21 protein-coding genes and 1 pseudogene are annotated in these 19,698 nt (G+C 33.2%); 3 read left to right on the top strand and 19 right to left on the bottom strand.

All coding sequences use genetic code 11. The annotated features are described in order from the left end of the window. Positions 1-94: 94 nt before the first annotated feature. The 7 genes from QA612_RS00300 to QA612_RS00270 form a co-directional block, all read right to left on the bottom strand. Positions 95-1,465 carry a UDP-N-acetylmuramoyl-tripeptide--D-alanyl-D-alanine ligase gene (locus QA612_RS00300; protein ID WP_278281739.1) on the bottom strand — a complete coding sequence of 457 codons (1,371 nt, stop codon included), beginning with the start codon at positions 1,463-1,465 and terminating at the stop codon, positions 95-97. 180 nt (positions 1,466-1,645) lie between these two features. Further along, positions 1,646-2,734, bottom strand: a complete 1,089-nt coding sequence (locus QA612_RS00295) for a D-alanine--D-alanine ligase (protein WP_278281738.1) — start codon at positions 2,732-2,734, stop codon at positions 1,646-1,648. A gap of 228 nt (positions 2,735-2,962) precedes the next feature. Further along, entirely contained in the window at positions 2,963-3,946 is a 984-nt protein-coding gene (locus QA612_RS00290; protein ID WP_278281737.1) for a siderophore ABC transporter substrate-binding protein, read from the bottom strand. 139 nt (positions 3,947-4,085) lie between these two features. Beyond that, the gene (locus tag QA612_RS00285) at positions 4,086-4,841 is read right to left on the bottom strand and encodes an iron ABC transporter ATP-binding protein (RefSeq protein WP_278281736.1); all 756 of its coding nucleotides are present in this window, start codon (positions 4,839-4,841) and stop codon (positions 4,086-4,088) included. Continuing rightward, positions 4,835-5,788, bottom strand: a complete 954-nt coding sequence (locus QA612_RS00280) for an iron chelate uptake ABC transporter family permease subunit (protein WP_278281735.1) — start codon at positions 5,786-5,788, stop codon at positions 4,835-4,837. Before QA612_RS00280 ends, QA612_RS00285 begins: the two co-directional genes overlap by 7 nt. Beyond that, the gene (locus tag QA612_RS00275; protein ID WP_278281734.1) at positions 5,781-6,731 is read right to left on the bottom strand and encodes an ABC transporter permease; all 951 of its coding nucleotides are present in this window, start codon (positions 6,729-6,731) and stop codon (positions 5,781-5,783) included. Before QA612_RS00275 ends, QA612_RS00280 begins: the two co-directional genes overlap by 8 nt. Positions 6,732-7,046: 315 nt before the next feature. After that, a complete protein-coding gene (locus QA612_RS00270; protein WP_278281733.1) occupies positions 7,047-7,514 on the bottom strand; it encodes a MarR family winged helix-turn-helix transcriptional regulator in 468 nt (155 codons plus the stop codon). 295 nt (positions 7,515-7,809) lie between these two features. Here QA612_RS00270 and QA612_RS00265 point away from each other — a divergent pair. After that, a pseudogene (locus tag QA612_RS00265) lies at positions 7,810-8,139 on the top strand (antibiotic biosynthesis monooxygenase). Positions 8,140-8,171: 32 nt separating this feature from the next. Here the strand turns inward: QA612_RS00265 and QA612_RS00260 are convergent. The 7 genes from QA612_RS00260 to sufU all read right to left on the bottom strand — a co-directional run bounded on the left by QA612_RS00260 (position 8,172) and on the right by sufU (position 13,179). Beyond that, positions 8,172-8,339, bottom strand: coding sequence for an aspartyl-phosphate phosphatase Spo0E family protein (locus tag QA612_RS00260; RefSeq protein ID WP_278281732.1), 168 nt, complete (start codon positions 8,337-8,339; stop codon positions 8,172-8,174). Between the two features lie 527 nt (positions 8,340-8,866). Then, positions 8,867-8,995, bottom strand: coding sequence for a cyclic lactone autoinducer peptide (locus QA612_RS00255; protein ID WP_278281731.1), 129 nt, complete (start codon positions 8,993-8,995; stop codon positions 8,867-8,869). After that, on the bottom strand, positions 8,992-9,615 hold the full coding sequence (locus QA612_RS00250; protein ID WP_278281730.1) for an accessory gene regulator B family protein: 624 nt from the start codon (positions 9,613-9,615) through the stop codon (positions 8,992-8,994). Before QA612_RS00250 ends, QA612_RS00255 begins: the two co-directional genes overlap by 4 nt. Next, complete coding sequence (locus QA612_RS00245) at positions 9,612-10,445, bottom strand: sensor histidine kinase (protein WP_278281729.1); 834 nt, start codon at positions 10,443-10,445, stop codon at positions 9,612-9,614. Before QA612_RS00245 ends, QA612_RS00250 begins: the two co-directional genes overlap by 4 nt. A 785-nt stretch (positions 10,446-11,230) precedes the next feature. Continuing rightward, positions 11,231-11,623, bottom strand: coding sequence for a (2Fe-2S) ferredoxin domain-containing protein (locus tag QA612_RS00240; protein ID WP_278281728.1), 393 nt, complete (start codon positions 11,621-11,623; stop codon positions 11,231-11,233). 15 nt (positions 11,624-11,638) lie between these two features. Beyond that, positions 11,639-12,625: a CobW family GTP-binding protein gene (locus QA612_RS00235; protein ID WP_278281727.1), complete on the bottom strand. Its 987-nt coding sequence runs from the start codon at positions 12,623-12,625 to the stop codon at positions 11,639-11,641. 104 nt (positions 12,626-12,729) lie between these two features. Next, entirely contained in the window at positions 12,730-13,179 is a 450-nt protein-coding gene (sufU, locus tag QA612_RS00230; protein WP_278281726.1) for a Fe-S cluster assembly sulfur transfer protein SufU, read from the bottom strand. A gap of 280 nt (positions 13,180-13,459) precedes the next feature. Between sufU and folE2 the strand changes: the two genes are divergently transcribed. Together folE2 and QA612_RS00220 are read left to right on the top strand one after the other, a co-directional pair. Then, entirely contained in the window at positions 13,460-14,356 is an 897-nt protein-coding gene (gene folE2 / locus QA612_RS00225) for a GTP cyclohydrolase FolE2 (RefSeq protein ID WP_278281725.1), read from the top strand. Positions 14,357-14,446: 90 nt separating this feature from the next. Beyond that, positions 14,447-15,373: a CobW family GTP-binding protein gene (locus tag QA612_RS00220; protein WP_278281723.1), complete on the top strand. Its 927-nt coding sequence runs from the start codon at positions 14,447-14,449 to the stop codon at positions 15,371-15,373. Positions 15,374-15,482: 109 nt separating this feature from the next. Here QA612_RS00220 and QA612_RS00215 read toward each other — a convergent pair whose 3' ends face one another. From QA612_RS00215 to dcd, 5 genes are all read right to left on the bottom strand, one after another. Next, entirely contained in the window at positions 15,483-15,893 is a 411-nt protein-coding gene (locus tag QA612_RS00215; protein WP_278281722.1) for a Fur family transcriptional regulator, read from the bottom strand. Positions 15,894-16,009: 116 nt separating this feature from the next. After that, positions 16,010-16,819 (bottom strand): TIGR03943 family putative permease subunit, encoded by an 810-nt coding sequence (locus QA612_RS00210; protein WP_278281721.1) that lies wholly within the window; start codon positions 16,817-16,819, stop codon positions 16,010-16,012. Between the two features lie 12 nt (positions 16,820-16,831). Beyond that, complete coding sequence (locus QA612_RS00205) at positions 16,832-17,833, bottom strand: permease (RefSeq protein ID WP_278281720.1); 1,002 nt, start codon at positions 17,831-17,833, stop codon at positions 16,832-16,834. Positions 17,834-18,044: 211 nt separating this feature from the next. Beyond that, positions 18,045-19,034 (bottom strand): CobW family GTP-binding protein, encoded by a 990-nt coding sequence (locus tag QA612_RS00200; RefSeq protein ID WP_278281719.1) that lies wholly within the window; start codon positions 19,032-19,034, stop codon positions 18,045-18,047. Between the two features lie 103 nt (positions 19,035-19,137). Next, positions 19,138-19,689: a dCTP deaminase gene (dcd, locus tag QA612_RS00195; protein WP_278282096.1), complete on the bottom strand. Its 552-nt coding sequence runs from the start codon at positions 19,687-19,689 to the stop codon at positions 19,138-19,140. Between the last annotated feature and the right edge of the window lie 9 nt (positions 19,690-19,698).

Below are 19,698 nucleotides of genomic sequence, written 5' to 3'. Positions count from 1 at the left end.
AATCACTTATCAAAATATGTCAACGTTTTTTTACCTTTTAAACCTTGTTTGATTTAATTGTTAAAATCATTATTTTCAGCAATTACATGAAAACTTAAGACAATGCACTCACAACTTCTTCTAGTTTCATCCCACGGGATCCCTTTACTAATACTATATCACCGTCTTCTACAATTTCTTTTAAATTTGTAATTAACGTAGCTTTATCATTAGTTGATATAACCTTACTTTCTGAAAAATTAAATTTCGCAGCTTCGGCAATTTTACTACCTAGTCTCCCAAGCGTGAACACAAAGTCGATTTTGCTTGGATCTATTTTTTTTCCAACATCATAGTGAAAGGACTCTTCCTTATCTCCAAGTTCAAGCATATCACCTAAAACCACAATTTTTTTCTTATACCCCTTTAAATCTTGAACTAATTCAATAGCGTAATCCATGGATGTAGGACTTGCATTGTAAGCATCATTAATTACGGCAACTCCATCTGCACCTTGAATCAATTCCATGCGCATAGCAGTGATCTTTATCCTTTCCAATCCTTTTTTTATGTTAGAAATAGTAACGTTCAACATTTCTGCGATGGCTATGGCTGAAAGAGCATTATTAATATTGTGTTTACCAAGAACAGGGATAAAAAGCTCAGTATCTTCACGGCCATTTATTGTAAAAAAGGTACCGTCGTTATTCTGTTGAATGTGTACCGGAAAATAGTCATTTTTATCAGTGCTTCCGAAAGTAACGATATGAAATGGGCTGTTTGCCACTTTTTCTGTTAAAAGCGGTTCATCCCCATGTATCACCAATGTCCCTTTTTCTTTTAGCCCTGTTGTAATTTCTAATTTTGCCTCAGAAATCCCTTCTCTTGATCCCAAATCCTGCAAGTGGGATTCACCAATGTTTGTAATAATTGCAGCTTCAGGTGTTGCAATGGTGGAAAGAAGCTCGATTTCTCCTCTTCCACTCATCCCCATTTCCAATACCGCTATCTCCGTATCTTCTTCTAACTGTAGAATCGTCAACGGCAACCCTATATGGTTATTGTAATTCCCCACTGTCTTCTGTACTTTATACGTTGTTCCCAATACAGAACTAACCATATCCTTAGTTGTTGTTTTCCCATTACTTCCAGTGATCCCCACAACCTTTGCAGGAAGAGTTTCTAAATAGCTTTTTCCTAAGTTCTGTAATGCTAATAGCGTGTCCTCTACATAAAGAAGTGGAACATCTTCCGGCGGAGATGGCTGATTCTTTTGCCAAAGAGCGCCGACAGCGCCATTTTCCACAGCAACGTTCACAAAATCATGACCATTAAAATTTTCACCTACAATAGGAATATAAAGATTTCCTTTTTGTATTGTACGTGTATCTGTGGACACGCCCTTCACTTCCATATTAGTATCCTTTAGGTTAACAACTTCCCCGTTTACCCAAGGAGCAATGTCCGTGAACTTCTTATTTATCATCGTAATCTCTCCTTCTTATCAAAACATACGTTAAGCCTTTTATGGTACGCATCACTCAAAAATATTGTTTTCAGTTTAGGAAGTATGTCTATAGTCTGTACAAATGAATTCTTTCATCATTGATTCTATTTTACGAAAAAGGAGGCTGACTCACAATGCAGTCAACCTCGTTTCTTTAACTTAAAAAGTGTATTTAATCTTCTGTTTTTCCTCATGACGTTCTACTCCAAGCCCCACTAATTTTTCAATGAGTTGTGAGTAAGGCAACCCTGATTCCTGCCACAGCATTGGGAACATACTGAATGGCGTAAAACCTGGCATTGTATTTACTTCATTCATGAGGACTTCACCATCTTTTGTTAAAAAGAAGTCAGCACGGACTAACCCTGAGCAATCGAGAGCTTTAAAAGACTGGATAGCAACCCGCTTAATCTCTGCATATTCTTCCTCCGTAATGTCAGCGGGAATGATTAGTCCCGTGTCTCCATCCTCATATTTAGCTTTATAGTCGTAAAAGTCTGTTTTGGGAACAATTTCGCCCACAACAGAGCATTGAGGATCATCGTTTCCTAAAACTGCAATTTCCACTTCTCGACCGTCAATTCCTTCTTCTATGATGATTTTACGATCATATTCAAAGGCTTCCTCAAAAGCTTTTACTAAGCTTTCACGATCCTTACATTTGCTTATTCCAACACTTGACCCTAAGTTTGCTGGTTTGACAAAACAAGGGTAACCAAGGGTTTCTTCCACATTTTTATATGCCGCTTCGGCGTTCTTTTCCCAATCACTACGAATGTACCAAACATAGTTAGCCTGTTTAATACCAGCCTGCTCATAGATGTTTTTCATCATTACTTTATCCATTCCAGCCGCAGATGCCAATACACCATTTCCTACATATGGAATGTTCAATAGTTCTAATAACCCTTGGACAGTTCCATCTTCTCCGTTAGGTCCGTGTAGCAATGGGAAAACTACATCAATTTTGTCATCATTTGTTTGATTTGCTGATACAGGGAAAATTTCCGAATTTAACGCAACTGGAGAAAGGGGCTTCCCTTCTTCTTTCAATTGAAGCTTACTCACATCTTCCACTGGGCCTTCAAGCTGTGCTCCTCTTACCCACTCACCAGTTTCTGAAATATATATTGGATGGATTTCATATTTAGTTAAGTCTAATGCTTTAATAACAGCTTTTGCCGTTTGTAGTGATACTTTATGTTCTGCTGATTTTCCACCATACAATAATCCAAGTTTAATCTTCATATTCACCCTCCATAACCATTTTCCATTATTATTGTAACACTATCACCCTTTAATTAAATACTAATTTTTCATTCGTATCCACTCTCGCACTGGCCCATTAGCCTATTAGTAACTAATGTATGTAAAAATCTTTTCTTTGGGCATGTTCATAGGGAAGTTTTTGTTTTAAAAAGAATGGAATCTTGTTCGAATCAAAAAACGAGCTACCCAAAGGATAGCTCGTTTTTCTTATTGAAGTGCTTCTTCGATTGCTTTCACCATTTCATTCAGAGAAACCAGTCCGCCACCAGCTACATACCAATAGCTTGGGTCTAAATAATAGATGTTATCATTTTGATAAGCTTTCGTATTTTGTACTAATTCATTTTCAATTGTATTTTTCGCTGCAGACTCACCAGTAGTTACTGCATCACGATCAACTACAAATAAATAATCAGGATCTTTGTCAACAATATACTCAAACGATACGTTCATACCATGTGTTGAAACCTCAATACCCTCATCAGCTGGAGTAATACCAAATTCATCATGTATAATACCAAACCTAGAACCAGTTCCGTAAGCATTAACATTTCCTTGATTAGCTAAAACAACTAGACCTGTTTCTTCAGCGGATACTTTTTCATTAATAAATGCAATTGCCTCATCAATCGCCGCTAATTCACTTGCAATAAACTCTTCTTGATCAAATATTTGACCTAAGATTGTCATGTTATTTTTAAATGAATCTAAATAATTGTTATAGTCAATGGCCATATAAAGTGTAGGACCAATACTACTTAATTCATCGTAGTGCTCTTGCTGTCTACCTGAGATAACAATTAAATCTGGATTGATTTCTGCAATTTTTTCAAAATCAATCTCAAAAAATGAACCAATGTTTTCATAACTAGCATCTTCATATTTGTCTAAGTATGATGGAATATTCGCTTGAGGAACACCAGTTACTTCTACACCCATTTTATCTAATGATTCCAATGTGTTCATATCAAAAACAACTACTTTTTCTGGATTTAACGGTACTGTTACTTCACCAAATTCATGTGTAATTGTTACTTCACTAGGCTCTTCCGAATCCACATCTTCTGATGATTCTGAATCATTTTCATTTGATTCTCCAGATTCATCTCCACTAGCTTGCTCTCCTCCGCAAGCGGCAAGAACAAAAATTAGCATGAGGGCTAAGAATAGTAATAATACATTTTTTTTCATTGACCATTTCTCCTTACTCATTGTTATATATTGTAATGTTATAATTGATAGCTTCATCTTTAGAAATAGTTGATCAGGCTATTTCAGGAAACAATCAACATAACGTATTACCAAATGTTTGTTTTTACTTTGTAGCAAACTAAAAATAAACACAAATACGATTTTGGTTAATTTTCTCTATTTGAATATCCATATCATAGATTTCCTTTAACACCTCTGGGTTGATAATCTCAGGGGTGGTTCCCTTCTTGACAATTTTCCCATCTTTAAGAGCTACGATATGGTCCGAGTAACAGGAAGCAAAATTTATGTCATGAATAACGACAACGACTGTTTTTCCAAGTTCATCTACTAACCTTCTTAGTACGTGCATGATCTGAACGGAATGTTTCATATCTAAATTATTGAGTGGTTCATCTAGCAAGACATACTCAGTGTCTTGCGCTATAACCATTGAAATAAAGGCTCTTTGCCGTTGACCACCACTAAGTTGATCTAGAAATTTATGCTGCATATCACCAAGTTCTAAATAATCAATTGCTTGATCCACATGCTTCCAGTCTTCCTTCGTTAAGTTCCCTTTTGAATATGGAAATCTCCCAAAGGAAACTAGATCACGAACAGTTAACCTTATATTTAAGTGATTCGATTGCTTAAGTATAGAAATCTTTTTAGCAAGATCCTCACTCTTACATTCACTCAATTCCTTTTCATCTATACTTATCAGACCACAGTCCTTCGCGATCAAGCGACTAATCATAGATATTAATGTACTTTTTCCAGCTCCATTCGGCCCAATAAATGATGTAATTGTTCCTTTTTCTATTTCAACGGAAACATCTTCTACCACATTTTTATTTCCGTATTTCTTTGAAACCCCTTTTACAACTACCATGACTTATTCCCCCTTAATAGTAAGTAGATAAAATACACACCACCAATAAAGTTAATGATCACACTGATGGGTACCGAGAATGAAAATAGTCTTTCAACTAAAAACTGGCCGCTGACTAGAGAAACAACACTAATTAACATTGCGCATGAAATGATATAAGAATGCTTATAGGTTTTAAGAAATTCATAAGTCACATTAGCTACGAGTAAACCTAAAAATAATATTGGTCCTACAAGAGCAGTGGAAATAGATACTAGAATAGCTACAAGAATTAGTAACCGCTTCACCACATGGTCATAATCCACTCCTAGATTAACCGCTGTATCCCTTCCTAGAGAGAGAACATCTAAGTACTTTAAATATTTCCAAAAATAAAAGGTTACAAAAATAAATAGAATGATTGATATGGTCAAGATATCGGTGTTCACATTATTAAAGCTCGCAAACATACGATCTTGAACAATGAAAAATTCATTCGGATCAATTAACACTTGCATAAAGGTAGAAATACTTGAAAATAATGTACCAAGGACGATCCCAACTAGAAGTAAAAAGTAAATATTTCTCCCTTGTTTAAATATAATCTTATAAAATAGTCCAGCAAAAACAATCATCATAACAGAAGATAATAGAAAGTTAGCTTCTTTATTTATAACTAGAAAACTAGTAGATCCAAATACAAAGATTAAAAAGGTTTGGATCAATAAATAAAGTGAATCAAATCCTATAATACTTGGCGTTAAGATTCTATTATTCGTAATCGTTTGAAAGACAACCGTTGAAAAAGCAATGGCCGCACCTGTAACGATAATCGCTAAAATTTTAGCTCCACGTCTTGGTAATATATACTCTAAATTACTGCTGAAATTGAGATTATAAAAGATAAACAAAGTCGTGAATAAAAGTGCTAAAATTGCTAGTATAATTAATTTCGTTTTATTACTCATAGGCTTTTCTCCTCATCAATAAGTAAAGGAAAATCGCACTTCCCATAACTCCAACCGTTGTTCCAATTGGTATTTCATATGGATAAATTACTAGGCGCCCCAAAATGTCACAAATAAGCACAAACACTGCACCAAGTAATGCTGTATGAGGCAAATTCCTCTTAAGATTATCTCCATTGTAAATACTTACGATATTAGGAATAATTAATCCTAAAAATGGAATCATTCCAACTGTTAATAAAACAACTGACGCAACCGCAGCAACAATGATTAAACCTATATTTACGATCCTTTTATAATTAAGTCCTAGATTTATAGAAAAATCTTCGCCCATCCCTGCAACCGTAAAACGATTTGCATATAGATAAGCAATAATCATTAGGGGAATACTTATGTATAAAAGCTCGTAACGCCCTCTTATAATCAATGAAAAATTTCCTTGTAACCAAGAAGACATGTTTTGAATTAAGTCATTTCTATAAGCAAAGAATGTTGTGACAGAACCAATAATACTACCAAACATTAACCCTACTAATGGAATAAAAATAACATCTTTATGCTTCACCTTCTCTAGTATTTTCATAAAAACCAATGTACCTACTAAAGCGAATGCGAAGGCTACTAGCATTTGAACAAATGCTCCTGCTGTAGAAAAAAGCATTAACGATACTAAAACACCAAGTCTTGCTGAATCGAGGGTACCAGCTGTCGTTGGAGATACAAACTTATTTCTCGTTAATTGTTGCATTATGAGACCACATACACTCATACCAACCCCTGCCAGGATGATACTAACTAATCGTGGGAATCTACTAATCCACAATATTTGTGCTTGTTCTTCTGTTAAGTTGAAGATGTCTAACGGACTAACTCCTATTACTCCAATAAATAAGGAAGTGATTGATAATAGAATTAGTGCTAGAAACAAATACCTTAATTTCATATTCTAACCCTGCTCTCTACGCCAATAAATGAAAGTAATAATCATTATCAATGTAAGGTTTAAAAAATAATCTAGGAGTCTTTCAACTTCTAATTGATAATGATTATCTTTACCACTGTTACAGTATATTACTAATTGATAATGATTGTCAATGAGAAAATATAAATTAATTGTGCCAACAAGTATTTTTTATCAGTTAAACGTATACAGAGATTGACTTTTGTTTTAGAATGATATAAACGTTTGTTTCAAACAAGCATTTTAAGACAAAAAAACACCTAGCAGCTTTCCGTTTACCACTGCTAGGCGTTTCCGTCATGTTTCTTTCACATTGAATTCATGATTCGTTAAATTTTCGTTTACCTTACTTAATACTTCCAAAAATGTTTTCATATCTTTGGGGTCAATCCCATCAGAAATTTCTTTTATCGTCTTTACCGCTTGTTCTATCAAGCCAATTTGCATTTTCTTACCTTTTGTTGTCAAAAATATTAAATTATTTCTTTTATCTACAGGATGCGGAACTCTCGTTACTAATTCACTTTTTACTAGACTATTGATGATCTTTGAAACATTTGCTTGATCTCTTCCTGTTAATGTAGAAAGTTTACTTTGAGTTAATCCATCCTCTACCCATAACTGAATCATGATTGAATATTGTTCATGATTCACTGGATAATCCTTTTCTTTGAAATTAGAATTCAAACGATTATTGACTAATCTTGCTGTAGTCGATATTTGATACCCAATCGAATTGGATAATATATATTTGCTATAATCCATATACTCCCTCAATCCTAAATATATTCTATAATTTATTATACACGATATGAATAACCTTAAGCATTACATAAATGAAGGTTTTACAACGGAAAAAACTTGCATGTTCTACGTAAAAAATCTTTTAGTGAAAAATAGGAAACAAGTAAACCATGAGTCTAGACCTTCGCAAAGAGAAATTTACAAAACAGGTTTCCAGTAATAATGCAGTAGAAAGACAGATCAATTATTTACAGATTCGGATAGTACAGGAACGTTCTCCTGATAAGATCTATAGAAAAAGATTGGGGATAAAAACATGTTCATACAATTAAGAAAAGTGACAGTAAAAGAAGGGAATGCAAAGCAAGTTATCGACAGATTCAGCAGACCAGGCATTATTGAGGAGCAGGAAGGATTTGTGGACCTAAAGATTATGGTGAAAAAAGGGACAAAAGGAGAGGAAGAGGTTGCTATTCTTATCACATGGGAATCGGAGGAATATTGAAAGAAGTGGGAAAAAAGCGACGCACATATTGCAGGACATAAAGCCAATAGAAACAAACCAAAACCAGACCACATCCTAGATATTGAGGTAAGTAAATACGAAGTTAAAGCTTATAAAAAACCCATTAAAAATAACAATTAAAACACCAACTGATATTGTTATCAAATAATCTTTCATGTCCCTTCACTCCGTTGGTATTTATTTAATAGAACATCTAGCTCTTGACTACATTTTATAGTATCAGGATGGTTAAATCCTTTTGATTGAGCTAAAAAAATCATACAAATCCGAAATGTTTCAATTTTGTATTCCAACTCTATCTTTAAGTACTCTTTTTCCATAACTATTCTCCTGCTTTGAAGTGAATTAAACAACATCCATCATTTTATAGAAGGCATGAAGGACTGTTAATGGATTCGACGATAATTCCCGATAAATCTACAAATCCTTTTTGAAGCTATATTATATGAAAAATAGTAGTGGTACAAATGTATAGTTAGACTAGTCAAACTATTGGTGAGAACGTGCTTCAAAGAAGTATAATTATTGAAAAAGGGCCAAACTAATAGGAAAAATTAATTTGACCACCTTGTACAATTTGTCGTTTACTTTAATAAAGGAATCCAATTGTTAACTTAAACTTTCGTACAACTAGCAGACTGACTAATAAGGTGATATGTACAGTCATAACTCCAGCTAAAAAACCTAACCAAGGACTCTCTACAATTTGTTCAAATGAAATAACAGCATTAAAAAAGCTTCTGGGAAACGATAATAAAAGTAACTAAACCAATGGCTCCTATAGAGTTTCTAGGATAATAAAATTGCATTATATCATGAGAGCTACTGTTAAAGTAAATTATTATGTTTACTCATTATCCTTAGGTAGTTTAGGTTGATATAGTAGACTAGAAGATGCTGTAGTTACCTCAGCTTTTGCTATAAATACAATACACGTTACTACAAAGCCAACAATAATTTTAGCGAATTTTTTCAAGTGTTTTTCCTCCTTTCTAGTATTAGTTCAACTTTATTAACTATCAAATAAGAATATGGATGTATAGTTCCTATTTGAAATAAAAAGCCAAAAAGTGAAGCTAAAACAATTTCAGTTGAATAAGAGGTCAGAATTAGGCTATAGATTAGTAAACCCCAAATAAGAATAGCTGCTAGTGAGTATTTTTTAAGCTTCTTTTTCTGACTCTCAGTCATTTTTTTGTAAAAATGATTGGATGGGGCATATTTATAAGATAAAAATAGACCAACCAAAACAGAAAAACATAACAAAGTTAAAATTCCTAGAAAATCTATGAAAAAGGCTAATTTGATCGAGATAAAAGAAATTAATAGCATGATAATAAGGCCTGCAATCAAGCAACGGAGGTATGTAGAATAATGATGCCCCCCTGTTAAAAATCGAAAAATGATAAACGTAAGCAGAACAGAGAGCATTGGAAAAAATAAATCTAATAAATACGCTGCTAAAAGTAAAACTGTGATTTTAATAGTTCCCCTAATTAAAATTTCGACCCCATAACGAATATAATCAACTTCAGCTGCTCTATCAACATAAGTACTTAACGTTTGGGCGATCTTTTCACTAACATAACTGATCATTTTTCCAACCCCATCGGAAAAGTAATTTCAAAAATTATTAAACTATCATTCGAACTAATTACTAATGAACCATTGTATTTCCCAGTAATTTCTTGGACTATTGCTAAGCCATATCCCCTGTCAGAATTAGCTTTGGTAGAATAACCCTGTTTAAAGTGGTTTTCAGTAATCTCGTTCAAAATAGATGTATTTTGAACAGATATTTTCACCTTTTCATTGACTTTATGAATTTCTAATTGGATTTTACGATCTTCAATAGGTAGTTCGACTGTCGCTTCATAGGCGTTATCAAGCAAGTTGCTAATTAACCTTATTAAATCAGTAGAAGAAATTACAGTAACAATTTCTTCATTTGTTATATTAACCTCAAATGGTACCATTTCCCTTTGGTACTTATCCATTTTAGAATATAGTATTGAAGCAAGAGTGGGGTTTTTAATTGTTAATGCTTTACTATTAATCCGAATATCTCCAATCATATCTTGGATATATTTATTAGCAGCATCATAGTTATTTATTTTCATTAGACCAGAAATCACCGTTAAGTGATTATTTAGGTCATGGCGTTCAGATCGGACAGAAGCAACTAAAGATCGAAACTCTTGAATGTGAGTTAATTCTGCATTATAAACTTTTCGTTTCTCCTCACGTTTATAAATTTTCCCTAATATGTATAATGAAATAACATTTAACAAAACTACAAAAATCAAGTGAATTGGGATTCCAATGATATCAAGTACATCATCCTTTAAGACTACAATTGAAATAATAGCCATGAAAACTAATAATAATTGAATTAGAACGATAAGTACTACAGTGATTATATTCATAACACAGATCATTTATGGCCTATAAAAAATGAAAAAAGCCATTTACCCCTTTACCTTTTATTTAAAATAAAATTATACCATAAAAAATAAGCAGTTTTATGTCGGAATTCATAAATTGTGTTAATATAAATGCTTTTTTGCTAGAGAAAATAACTCGTTATTCACGCAATATAAGAGTTTGATCAGTTGAACAGCAGAAATTATATCTATTTTTGTGTGAGTCTGAATTTCCTGAAATTTTAATAAGATTGTTAAGAAAACATATAACCCTTATTAGTAAACAAAATATATTAACATCATAGCAAACTTAAATGTTAAATATCTAGATGAACTACTTCCGTTTGTTCGAAGTTTTGGTCTATTGAGAAAGAAGCAAAAAGGTTAACATTAAGAGAAATGCAATATATAACTAATTTCCCTCATCAAAATTTTCATTAAAAGTAGCAGAAAGGATGCTGATTAGGAAATCAATCAATCTATAAAAAACATTAGCTGAATCTAATACATTAGAAGAAAACCTAATCAATCAGAGTATTTTAAGGTAGAAGCCAAAGAGTAAGAATCTATTTATTCTTTTTATAAAAAAGAGGCTTCCACAATTTTGATCAACTTATGAAAAACCTCCAATAATATTATCTCAATGTTAGCAATTTCAAGCAAAACGCCTGTTGGCGTTGTTCACACTCGACATGGCTTTATTGGTTATCGTAGATAGAATCGTGTCGTTGTATTTGCCCAAATTGAGTAGCATATACCTACTTCTTTTTGATTTCAATACCGTATTCTTATAACTTCTTTGAGACTTTCTCAACTGTCTCTCTCTCTTTTTCTAGACCGATAAAAGTACCTTTTGTAGGCTGAAATCCATTTCCATTAAATGAAAGACTTAATTTCTCTTCCATCAATTCACCTGTTATTAACGATTCAATAAACTCAGGAACGTCTTCACTTGTCATCTCCTTATACCAATAGCCATCTGGGTAGGAAATTAAAACACATTTGTCTTGACACCGCCCATTACAGAGTGTTCTAGACGTATGTATTCTATCATCCAATCCCTTTTTTCCAATTTCAGTTCTAACAGCCTGAACTAATTGCTCAGCTCCTGCTTGCGTACAACTTCCTCCATTACAAATTAATAAATGATGCTGGGTATCCCTTAAATCCCATGTAGCCAATTTAAATCCCCCTTCTTAAGCTGAAGTGCATTTTTCAAATTGTTCTTGGAACCACTTTTCATCTAAATCTGTACCTATTACCACCATTTCACTTGTTCGTTTTTCATTTGATCTCCAGTGTCTATCTGCATGTCCAGCAAAAAGCATATGAACGCCTTGAAACACTACTCTTTTATCTAAATTATCTATGTTAAATATTCCTTTATAACGGTACATACTAGGTCCAAGTATTTTAATCACTGTATCCATCCACATTTCTACTTTTTTAAGATTTAATGGTTTATCTGTTCTTAAGACAATAGCTTTGACATGGTCATCATGATGATGGTGTCGGTCATTTAGAAAATTAGGTGCTATTTCAAGCTTTTTATCTAAATCAAAGGAATATAAATCAAGAAGTTTATCTAAATCCACATGACTGTGCTCTCCATATTGAATGGTGGCAGATGGATTCATCCTCTTTAATCTGTTTTCTAATATCGTTATTTCTTCTGCACTTACTAAATCTATCTTGTTTAGTAAGAGTACATCTGCAAAAGCAATTTGTTCTTGCGCTTCGTGTGATCTGTCTAACTGATCATGGGCATGATAGGAATCCACTACAGTAACGATGGAATCTAAATGATAATATTCAGATATAGAAGGATCTACAAAAAAGGTTTGAGCAACAGGACCTGGATCTGCAAGTCCAGTTGTTTCAATAACGATGCGGTCAAATTCTAGTTCTTCCTTACGATCACTTCTTTTTTCTTTCAATTCATGTAAAATACGAATCAAATCTCCTCGTACTGTACAACAAATACACCCATTGTTCATTTCAAAGATTTCTTCATCGGCACCAACTACTAATTGGTTATCAATGCCTACTTCTCCGAATTCATTAACAATAACCGCAATCTTTTTCCCATGATCGGCACTTAACATATAGTTTAATAATGTTGTTTTTCCGGCTCCTAAATATCCAGTTAAAACCGTAACAGGGATCTTATCATTTTTACTCATTTGTAATTCCTCCTATTTAAAATTTCATCTCATGAAAATAATAATCATTACGATTTATCGTGTAAAAAATTACTTTTCTTTAAGAGAATTTTATAAAGCACTGCCTATTTCTCAATTCCTTTATAAGCACTTACATCCGATAATAGTTTATCCAATGCTTGCCAAGCCATTAAAGCACAGTTATGACGGGCTCTTAATTTGTATACTCCCTGTAATGACATCGCATCCCCAAGATCAATATCACCAAGTGGTTCTTTCCCCTCACGTATTAAATGCTCGAATTCATTCCTTATAATTGAGACATTTCTTAAATCCTTATTTTTAATTAGCTCTGTCATCATAGAGGCGGAAGCCATACTAATACTGCATCCCTCCCCTTCGAAGGTTACATCCTTAATTTCTTCCCCTTGTAATTGTAGGTATAATGTAATGACATCTCCACATGTAGGATTTTTATAATGGACCTTTCTTACATTCTCTCCATCTAACTTCTTGTGATTACGTCTATATTTGGCATGCTCTATGACTATTTTTTTGTATAAATCATCCAGCATATCCTATCTCCTTTCATTTCAAAATACTGCTTCATATACTTTACCAATTGCAAAGTCAACCACCTTAAATAGTAATTATTACTATTTGTATGTTATTGTAATTGTTTTTATGTTCTTGGTCAAATGTATATACTCAAATTCTTAACTAAATTTCAGTTACTTCTTTAATAATGGACACCTATATTTTATGTAAACATGAGCTTAGTCAAAGATTTTCCGTTAAAGAACTGGTATAATAATTAAATTGTAATGATTACTATTTATTAAAGGGGATATTACTATGAATAAGAAGTACTTACCTAGTAAAAAAGAACGTCATAAAAGATTTGGATCCGTACCTCCTATAATTGGAAACAAGCCTATAAATAAAGAAGACATGACTGATCTTCAAAATACACCGAATGATTTTTTATTCTCTCTTGACTCCGTAGGTATATGTAATGCAAAACACCCAGTCATTGTTCAATCTAGTTATGACCCCAAAACACAAACTACAATTGGAACATTCTCATTAACAACAGGATTGCAGCAGTTTAATAAAGGTATTAATATGAGCCGCCTTACGGAATTACTTCAAGAGTACCATGTTGAGGGATTTGTTCTAGATTTAGAAAACTTGTATTCTTTCGTCAAGAAACTAACAGAAAGAATGGAACAAAAAAGTGCTGAAATTAGTGTACGTTTTCCATGGTTTTTTAATAGGATAAGTCCTTTATTAAAGAAAGATGGTTTAGCACATGCTGAAATTGGTATAAACGTAACATTTGATCAAGATAATGGATTTAACCATGAAGTTAAATTAAAAGTTGCTGTTACAACTCTATGTCCTTGTTCAAAAGAAATAAGCGAATACAGTGCACACAATCAACGAGGATACGTGACCATTAAGGCAGCCTTCTTTAATCCCTTTGAATTAACACAAGATTGGAAAGTAGATTTACTTAAAGCTGCAGAATCAAATGCAAGCTCCATGTTGTATCCTGTATTAAAAAGGCCAGATGAAAAGTCTGTAACGGAACATGCATATGAAAACCCTCGTTTTGTAGAAGACATTGTTCGTTTAGTGGGAGCCGATTTGTATGAAAAAGAAGAAATAAAATCTTTTACGGTAGAATGTAGGAACGAGGAATCTATTCATATGCATGATGCAATTGCAAAATTATCATATATAAAATGATAGGGACTTTAGAAATTCAATCTTGTAATACTAATTAGCGAGATAGATACAAGACTCAAATAAATAGAATTAAAAGGAGATTAATTATACATGAGTAGTAAAGTTGATATATTTATACTTAGTGGCTTTCTAGGAAGTGGAAAAAGTACATTATTAGCTAAATTAATTGAATTTGAACAGAAGCAAGGGAGAAACATTGGAGTTATTATGAACGAAATGGGAGAAATCAGCATTGATAGTCAACTCATCCCAAAGGATACTCCAATAAAAGAATTATTGAATGGATGTATATGCTGCAATTTGCAAGGAGAATTAAGCTTACGACTAGAGGAATTATTATCAACCTATGAATTGGATGCCATATATATAGAGTCGTCAGGTGCAGCTCACTTAATAGAGACTGTTGATGCTTGTACACACCCAGTACTAGCAAATAAAATTGAAATGAAAGGTATTATTACTGTAGTAAATGCTAAGCAGTGGCTTATGGGACAAATGAGTATTAAACTAAAAAAACTTATAAGAGAACACATAAAATATGCGGATGTTATTGTTGTCAACAAATTAGATACAGTCCAGGAAGATATGATCGACTCGTTAATTGCAAGCGTTAAGAGAGAAAACAGAGATGGAACCATAATTCCTGCCGTACATGCAGATATCAATCCGAAAATAATATTCTCTACAAACCATACTTTGAAATCACCATCATATGCCAGTCATAAAGAAGAACATGCCCATTTCAACTTACGTACTTTTACTTTCCGTATAGAACACCCAGTCAATCGTATACGTTTGGAAAAATGGTTAAACAAGTTACCCGGACAATTATATAGAGCAAAAGGCTTTGTTAAATTAGATGAAAGTCCAGGAATATATCTATTCAACTATTCCTATGGAGGAATAATGATAGAACGTTACAGAAATCAAAATGATTATTCAACACTAATGGTCGTTATAGGAGAAAATCTGGATTTTGAACATATGAATGCAACATTAATTGAGCTTCAAGCATAGTCATTAAAGGTTTTCTCTACAGCTATATAGCTTAACAAGTATAATAAGAAAAGAGGGAACTTAAATTTAATTCGAAGTCCCTCTTTTTTATAGTTAATACCTTTGCTAGTTATTTATTACACTCATCACAGCACCCATATATTTCAAATTTATGGCCAGTTATTGTGAATCCAGGAGGGTTACCATATATGGCATCCATTGGACATATATTAATAGCTTTTACCTTCCCACATTCTGTACAAATAATATGATGATGATGTTGATCTTCACAAGAAAACCTATAGACTTTTTCCCCATTTAAATCTGTCGTTTCTAAAATCTCTGCCTCTTCAAAGAAGGAAAGATTAAGGTAGACCGTATTTAAACTAATGGTAGGATAGTCTTGTTTTATTTTTTTGTAAACGTCTTTTACAGAAAGATAACCGTTTACTTTCGTAAATATTTCTAAAATCTTCTCTCTTTTTTGAGTATATTTATATCCTTTTTCTTTTAATTTTTGCATAGCTACTTCTACTTTCATTACATTCCCTCACTCAAATAAATCCATTGATCTTATAATTTATAATATAATTATACTTTTATTATCCTATGAAATAAATAGTATTTATTATTATTTAAAATAGCTTCCCTCTTACATTACGGATAAATATATGGTGCTTCTGGTTGATCTATTTGTTTCCATTCCTTTACTTGAATAATCGGTATTTCTATACCATTAGTTTCCAATCTTTTAATTTGTCCGTTCACTTTAACCCAACCATTTATATTTCGTAGATTTTCATCATCGTTTGATAAGAGCAATCCTGTAACATGGGCATCTGCAACACAATGTGTAACTAAAAACCTACCCAAGAGTGGATGATGAGACAATGTATCATCCATTAATATAAATCCCTCTAATTCAATAGGTTTTTCATTAAATAACTCAGGATAGGTTATGATGTTGTTCACATAATCCAAAAAATTAAAGTTATCTAAAATAAGAACAGGACTTCTCACCATTTCGTCAAGAGTTTTATTAGACGTTTCTAATACCTCTGAATGACTTGAATGCTTCTGGATTGGCGTATAACAAATCCCTCTTTTTACAGCCTCTGCTGCTCCAAGTTCCTTATACGGAAACAATAAACCTGTTACCAAGGGAAGTAGGATAATGGAATAAACTACACCAGTCTTTAAAGAAACTTTTCTCTTATCACCCATTTCATGATTACACCCTAATATCGTACAGTAATCATGATCTTCCGCCTGCTCTCTGGATATAAAGATTCTAGGGACTTGAATAAAAAATAGTAACAAAAAAATAACTGAAGCTATCTGGCTAAATGCTGTGTATTGAGGATTAATAAATTTTGTAATCTCTCCTGTATGATGAAGCATAAAAATAAATCCGGAAAACAGTAATAATACGATTGCTTTCACCGCTTGCTGAGTTTGCAAATACAACGAACTACCTCCTCATATCCAAGGATGAACAAACGTCAGTACACCAAAGACGCTAATTGTTATAATGATCATTAACACCAATACAAAACGAAGTTTAAATACAGCAAGCATCATTATCGTGTTTTTTAAATCAAGCATTGGACCATAAATAAGAAATCCTAATATTGAGGTTTCTGGAAACACATGACGAAAGGAGGCGCCGATAAAGGCATCTGCTTCTGAACAAAGGGATAAAAGATAAGCAAGCCCCATCATGATTGCTGTAGAAAACATCATTCCTTCTCCTAATCCTATCAGGTAATTTGTAGATACATAGGTTTGAACCAATGCAGCTAACATGGCTCCAATTATTAAATATTTAGCAACATCAAAAAATTCATCTACAGAATGGATCAACATGGCCCTTATTCGTAAAAGGAGGGGAAAACGTTTGGTAGACTGCTCAGGTTCAAGGAGAGTCGCTGTTTTTTTTAATTGATTCCCCTTAAATAGAAAACTAATACTCACGGCAATAACAAGTGCAATGAGCAGTCCCAGTCCCATTCTTATTAACGCTATTCTTAGATCCTGACCAAAAGCCATATAGGTGGAAGCAATAACAATCGGGTTTATGAGTGGGCCAGTCAAAAGAAAACCTACGCCCGCAAAGATGGGCACCCCCTTATAGACTAGTTTTCTTACAATTGGAACGATCCCACATTCACATGCTGGAAATAAAGCTCCCAACATACAACTCATCCCTACAGCCATGATTCTATTTTTAGGGATTAGTTTTTTTATATGCTCTTCTGTAACAAAAACTTGTATCAGCCCCGCTATAAAAACTCCAATTAGAACAAAGGGGATTGCCTCAATTAAAATACTAAGAAAAATCGTGTTGAAGGCTAAAAGGGATTCTGGCAATAAAATTGTTTGCACAGTCCAACGTTCATTGACTACCACAAGATAAAATACAGAAACTAGAATAATAAAACCTGTTATTTCTGCCAAATTCTGTTCAATACGCCGTATCATTAGATCCTCCACTATTTATATTTACTGAAAATATATTCGGACAAGGTAGGATCATGACAACAAATCCAAATAATTACGATTTAACAAGAAAAGCTACAGGCGCCCTAATGTGCCTGTAGCTAGATAACTTTCGTAGAGTAAAAATTTTATAAATTCTTATCATTCAAAAGAAAAAAACAACAAAAGAAAATTCCTTTGTTGTCTTTATTCATTATACATTCAATTTTGCCCATTCGTTTTCTACTTCATTTATATTTAAGTCAATACCAATCATCACTAAGTAATGTCTATCCATATATTCTGATGGTTCCAAGTAAGTTCTTTTCATTACGTGTTGTAGTAAGTAGCTACCATCTTTTAAAGGAATATAACCTTTTGCCCTTAACAAGTTGGGCCGCCACTTCTTTAAAAATTTATCCACTTTAGCAGGTTTCGTCTGGTGGTTAAAATCCAATGTAATTGTATTTATTCGTGCATAGGATCGGTTTTGTTTATGTTTGTGATTGTGTTTATGTTCATGGTTATGTTCATCATGAGAATGTGTATGCCTTTTTTTGTGTAATGATAATTTATTCTTGATTACCTTTATATCTCTTAACAAAAGGTTAATATCTACTTCACAATAAGAGGTAAAATAAACAGGGGATACTGTATTTTGTTTTTTAATTACTTTCTTTACTTTTTCCTTATGAGATTCTGAAATTAAGTCTACTTTATTGACTATTAATATATCAGCAACTTCTATTTGCCGTCTTGTTGTTTGTACCAATTCTCGAACAGAATCAAAAATACTGTTATACTCAAGAACATTCTCCCCATCAAGGACTGTTATCACTTTTTCTAAGTAAAGATTATCTATCATTTCAGGTTCAGTCAAAGAATCTACCACTTCCTCCGGATTAGCAACCCCTGTCAATTCAATAAAAATGACATCTGGCTGATTTTGAAGGAGTTTTTTGATTGAATCGGAAACTTCACTTTTTTTACTGCAGCAAATACAACCATCCAATAACTTCTCAATAATTTGTTGTTTATTCTTTTCGAGAATAATCTCTCCATCCATATCTGTTTTCCCTATTTCATTCATTAAAACAGCAGGAGTAACTCCCTTTTCTTCACATGTTTGTAGTAATTGCTTTAAAAGTGTTGTTTTACCACTCCCTAAAAATCCACTTAGAACGAATACTGGAATTTTTTCCATTCCCTACCTCTCCCCTTACGATATCCCTTTATTTTATCTTACCTTAATTATATTGAGGTAAATCGTAATTATTACTATTTGTATTTTTGAGCTATTGTATCTTTTATACTTTACTATTGATTTTCACTTCCTCGTCTTGATATATCTTGCTGTTAGTAGCACCCGACTGGTAAAGATACTTTCCCTTATATGGCTCTGCCTCTTCGTTTACTTCTGCAACCACTAACTGACAAATCCTTCTCCCCACAGTTAATTCGATAGGAAGACTGTTTGCATTAAATAATTCTAATGTAATCTGTCCTTTAAAGCCTGGGTCTACCCAGCCTGCATTTTGAATAAACAATCCTAAGCGTCCGATAGAACTTCTTCCTTCTACAAATGCAGTTAAGTTGTTTGGTAGCTCTAGCGTTTCCATTGTAGTTGCTAACAAAAAAGTATGGGGTGGAAGAATTATTTTCTCTTCTGTCTTAATCTCTCTATAGTTCCCAGGTTTTTCTAAAGAAATTGCGGCATTTTTATGTTCGTCAATAGCTAGAAAATGTGTACCTAAACGTAAATCAATGGAGGCTGGTTGAATTTGCTCCAAAGTAAAGGGCTCTATCATGATTTCTTTCCTATTTATTTTTGAAAATATGGTTCTTCCAGATAACACCAATTTCATTCC

Source organism: Evansella sp. AB-P1, assembly GCF_029688925.1.
Classification (GTDB): Bacteria; Bacillota; Bacilli; order Bacillales; family Salisediminibacteriaceae; genus Evansella.
Note: the sequence above shows the minus strand (reverse complement) of the source record. Positions and strands in the feature narration are given on the sequence as shown.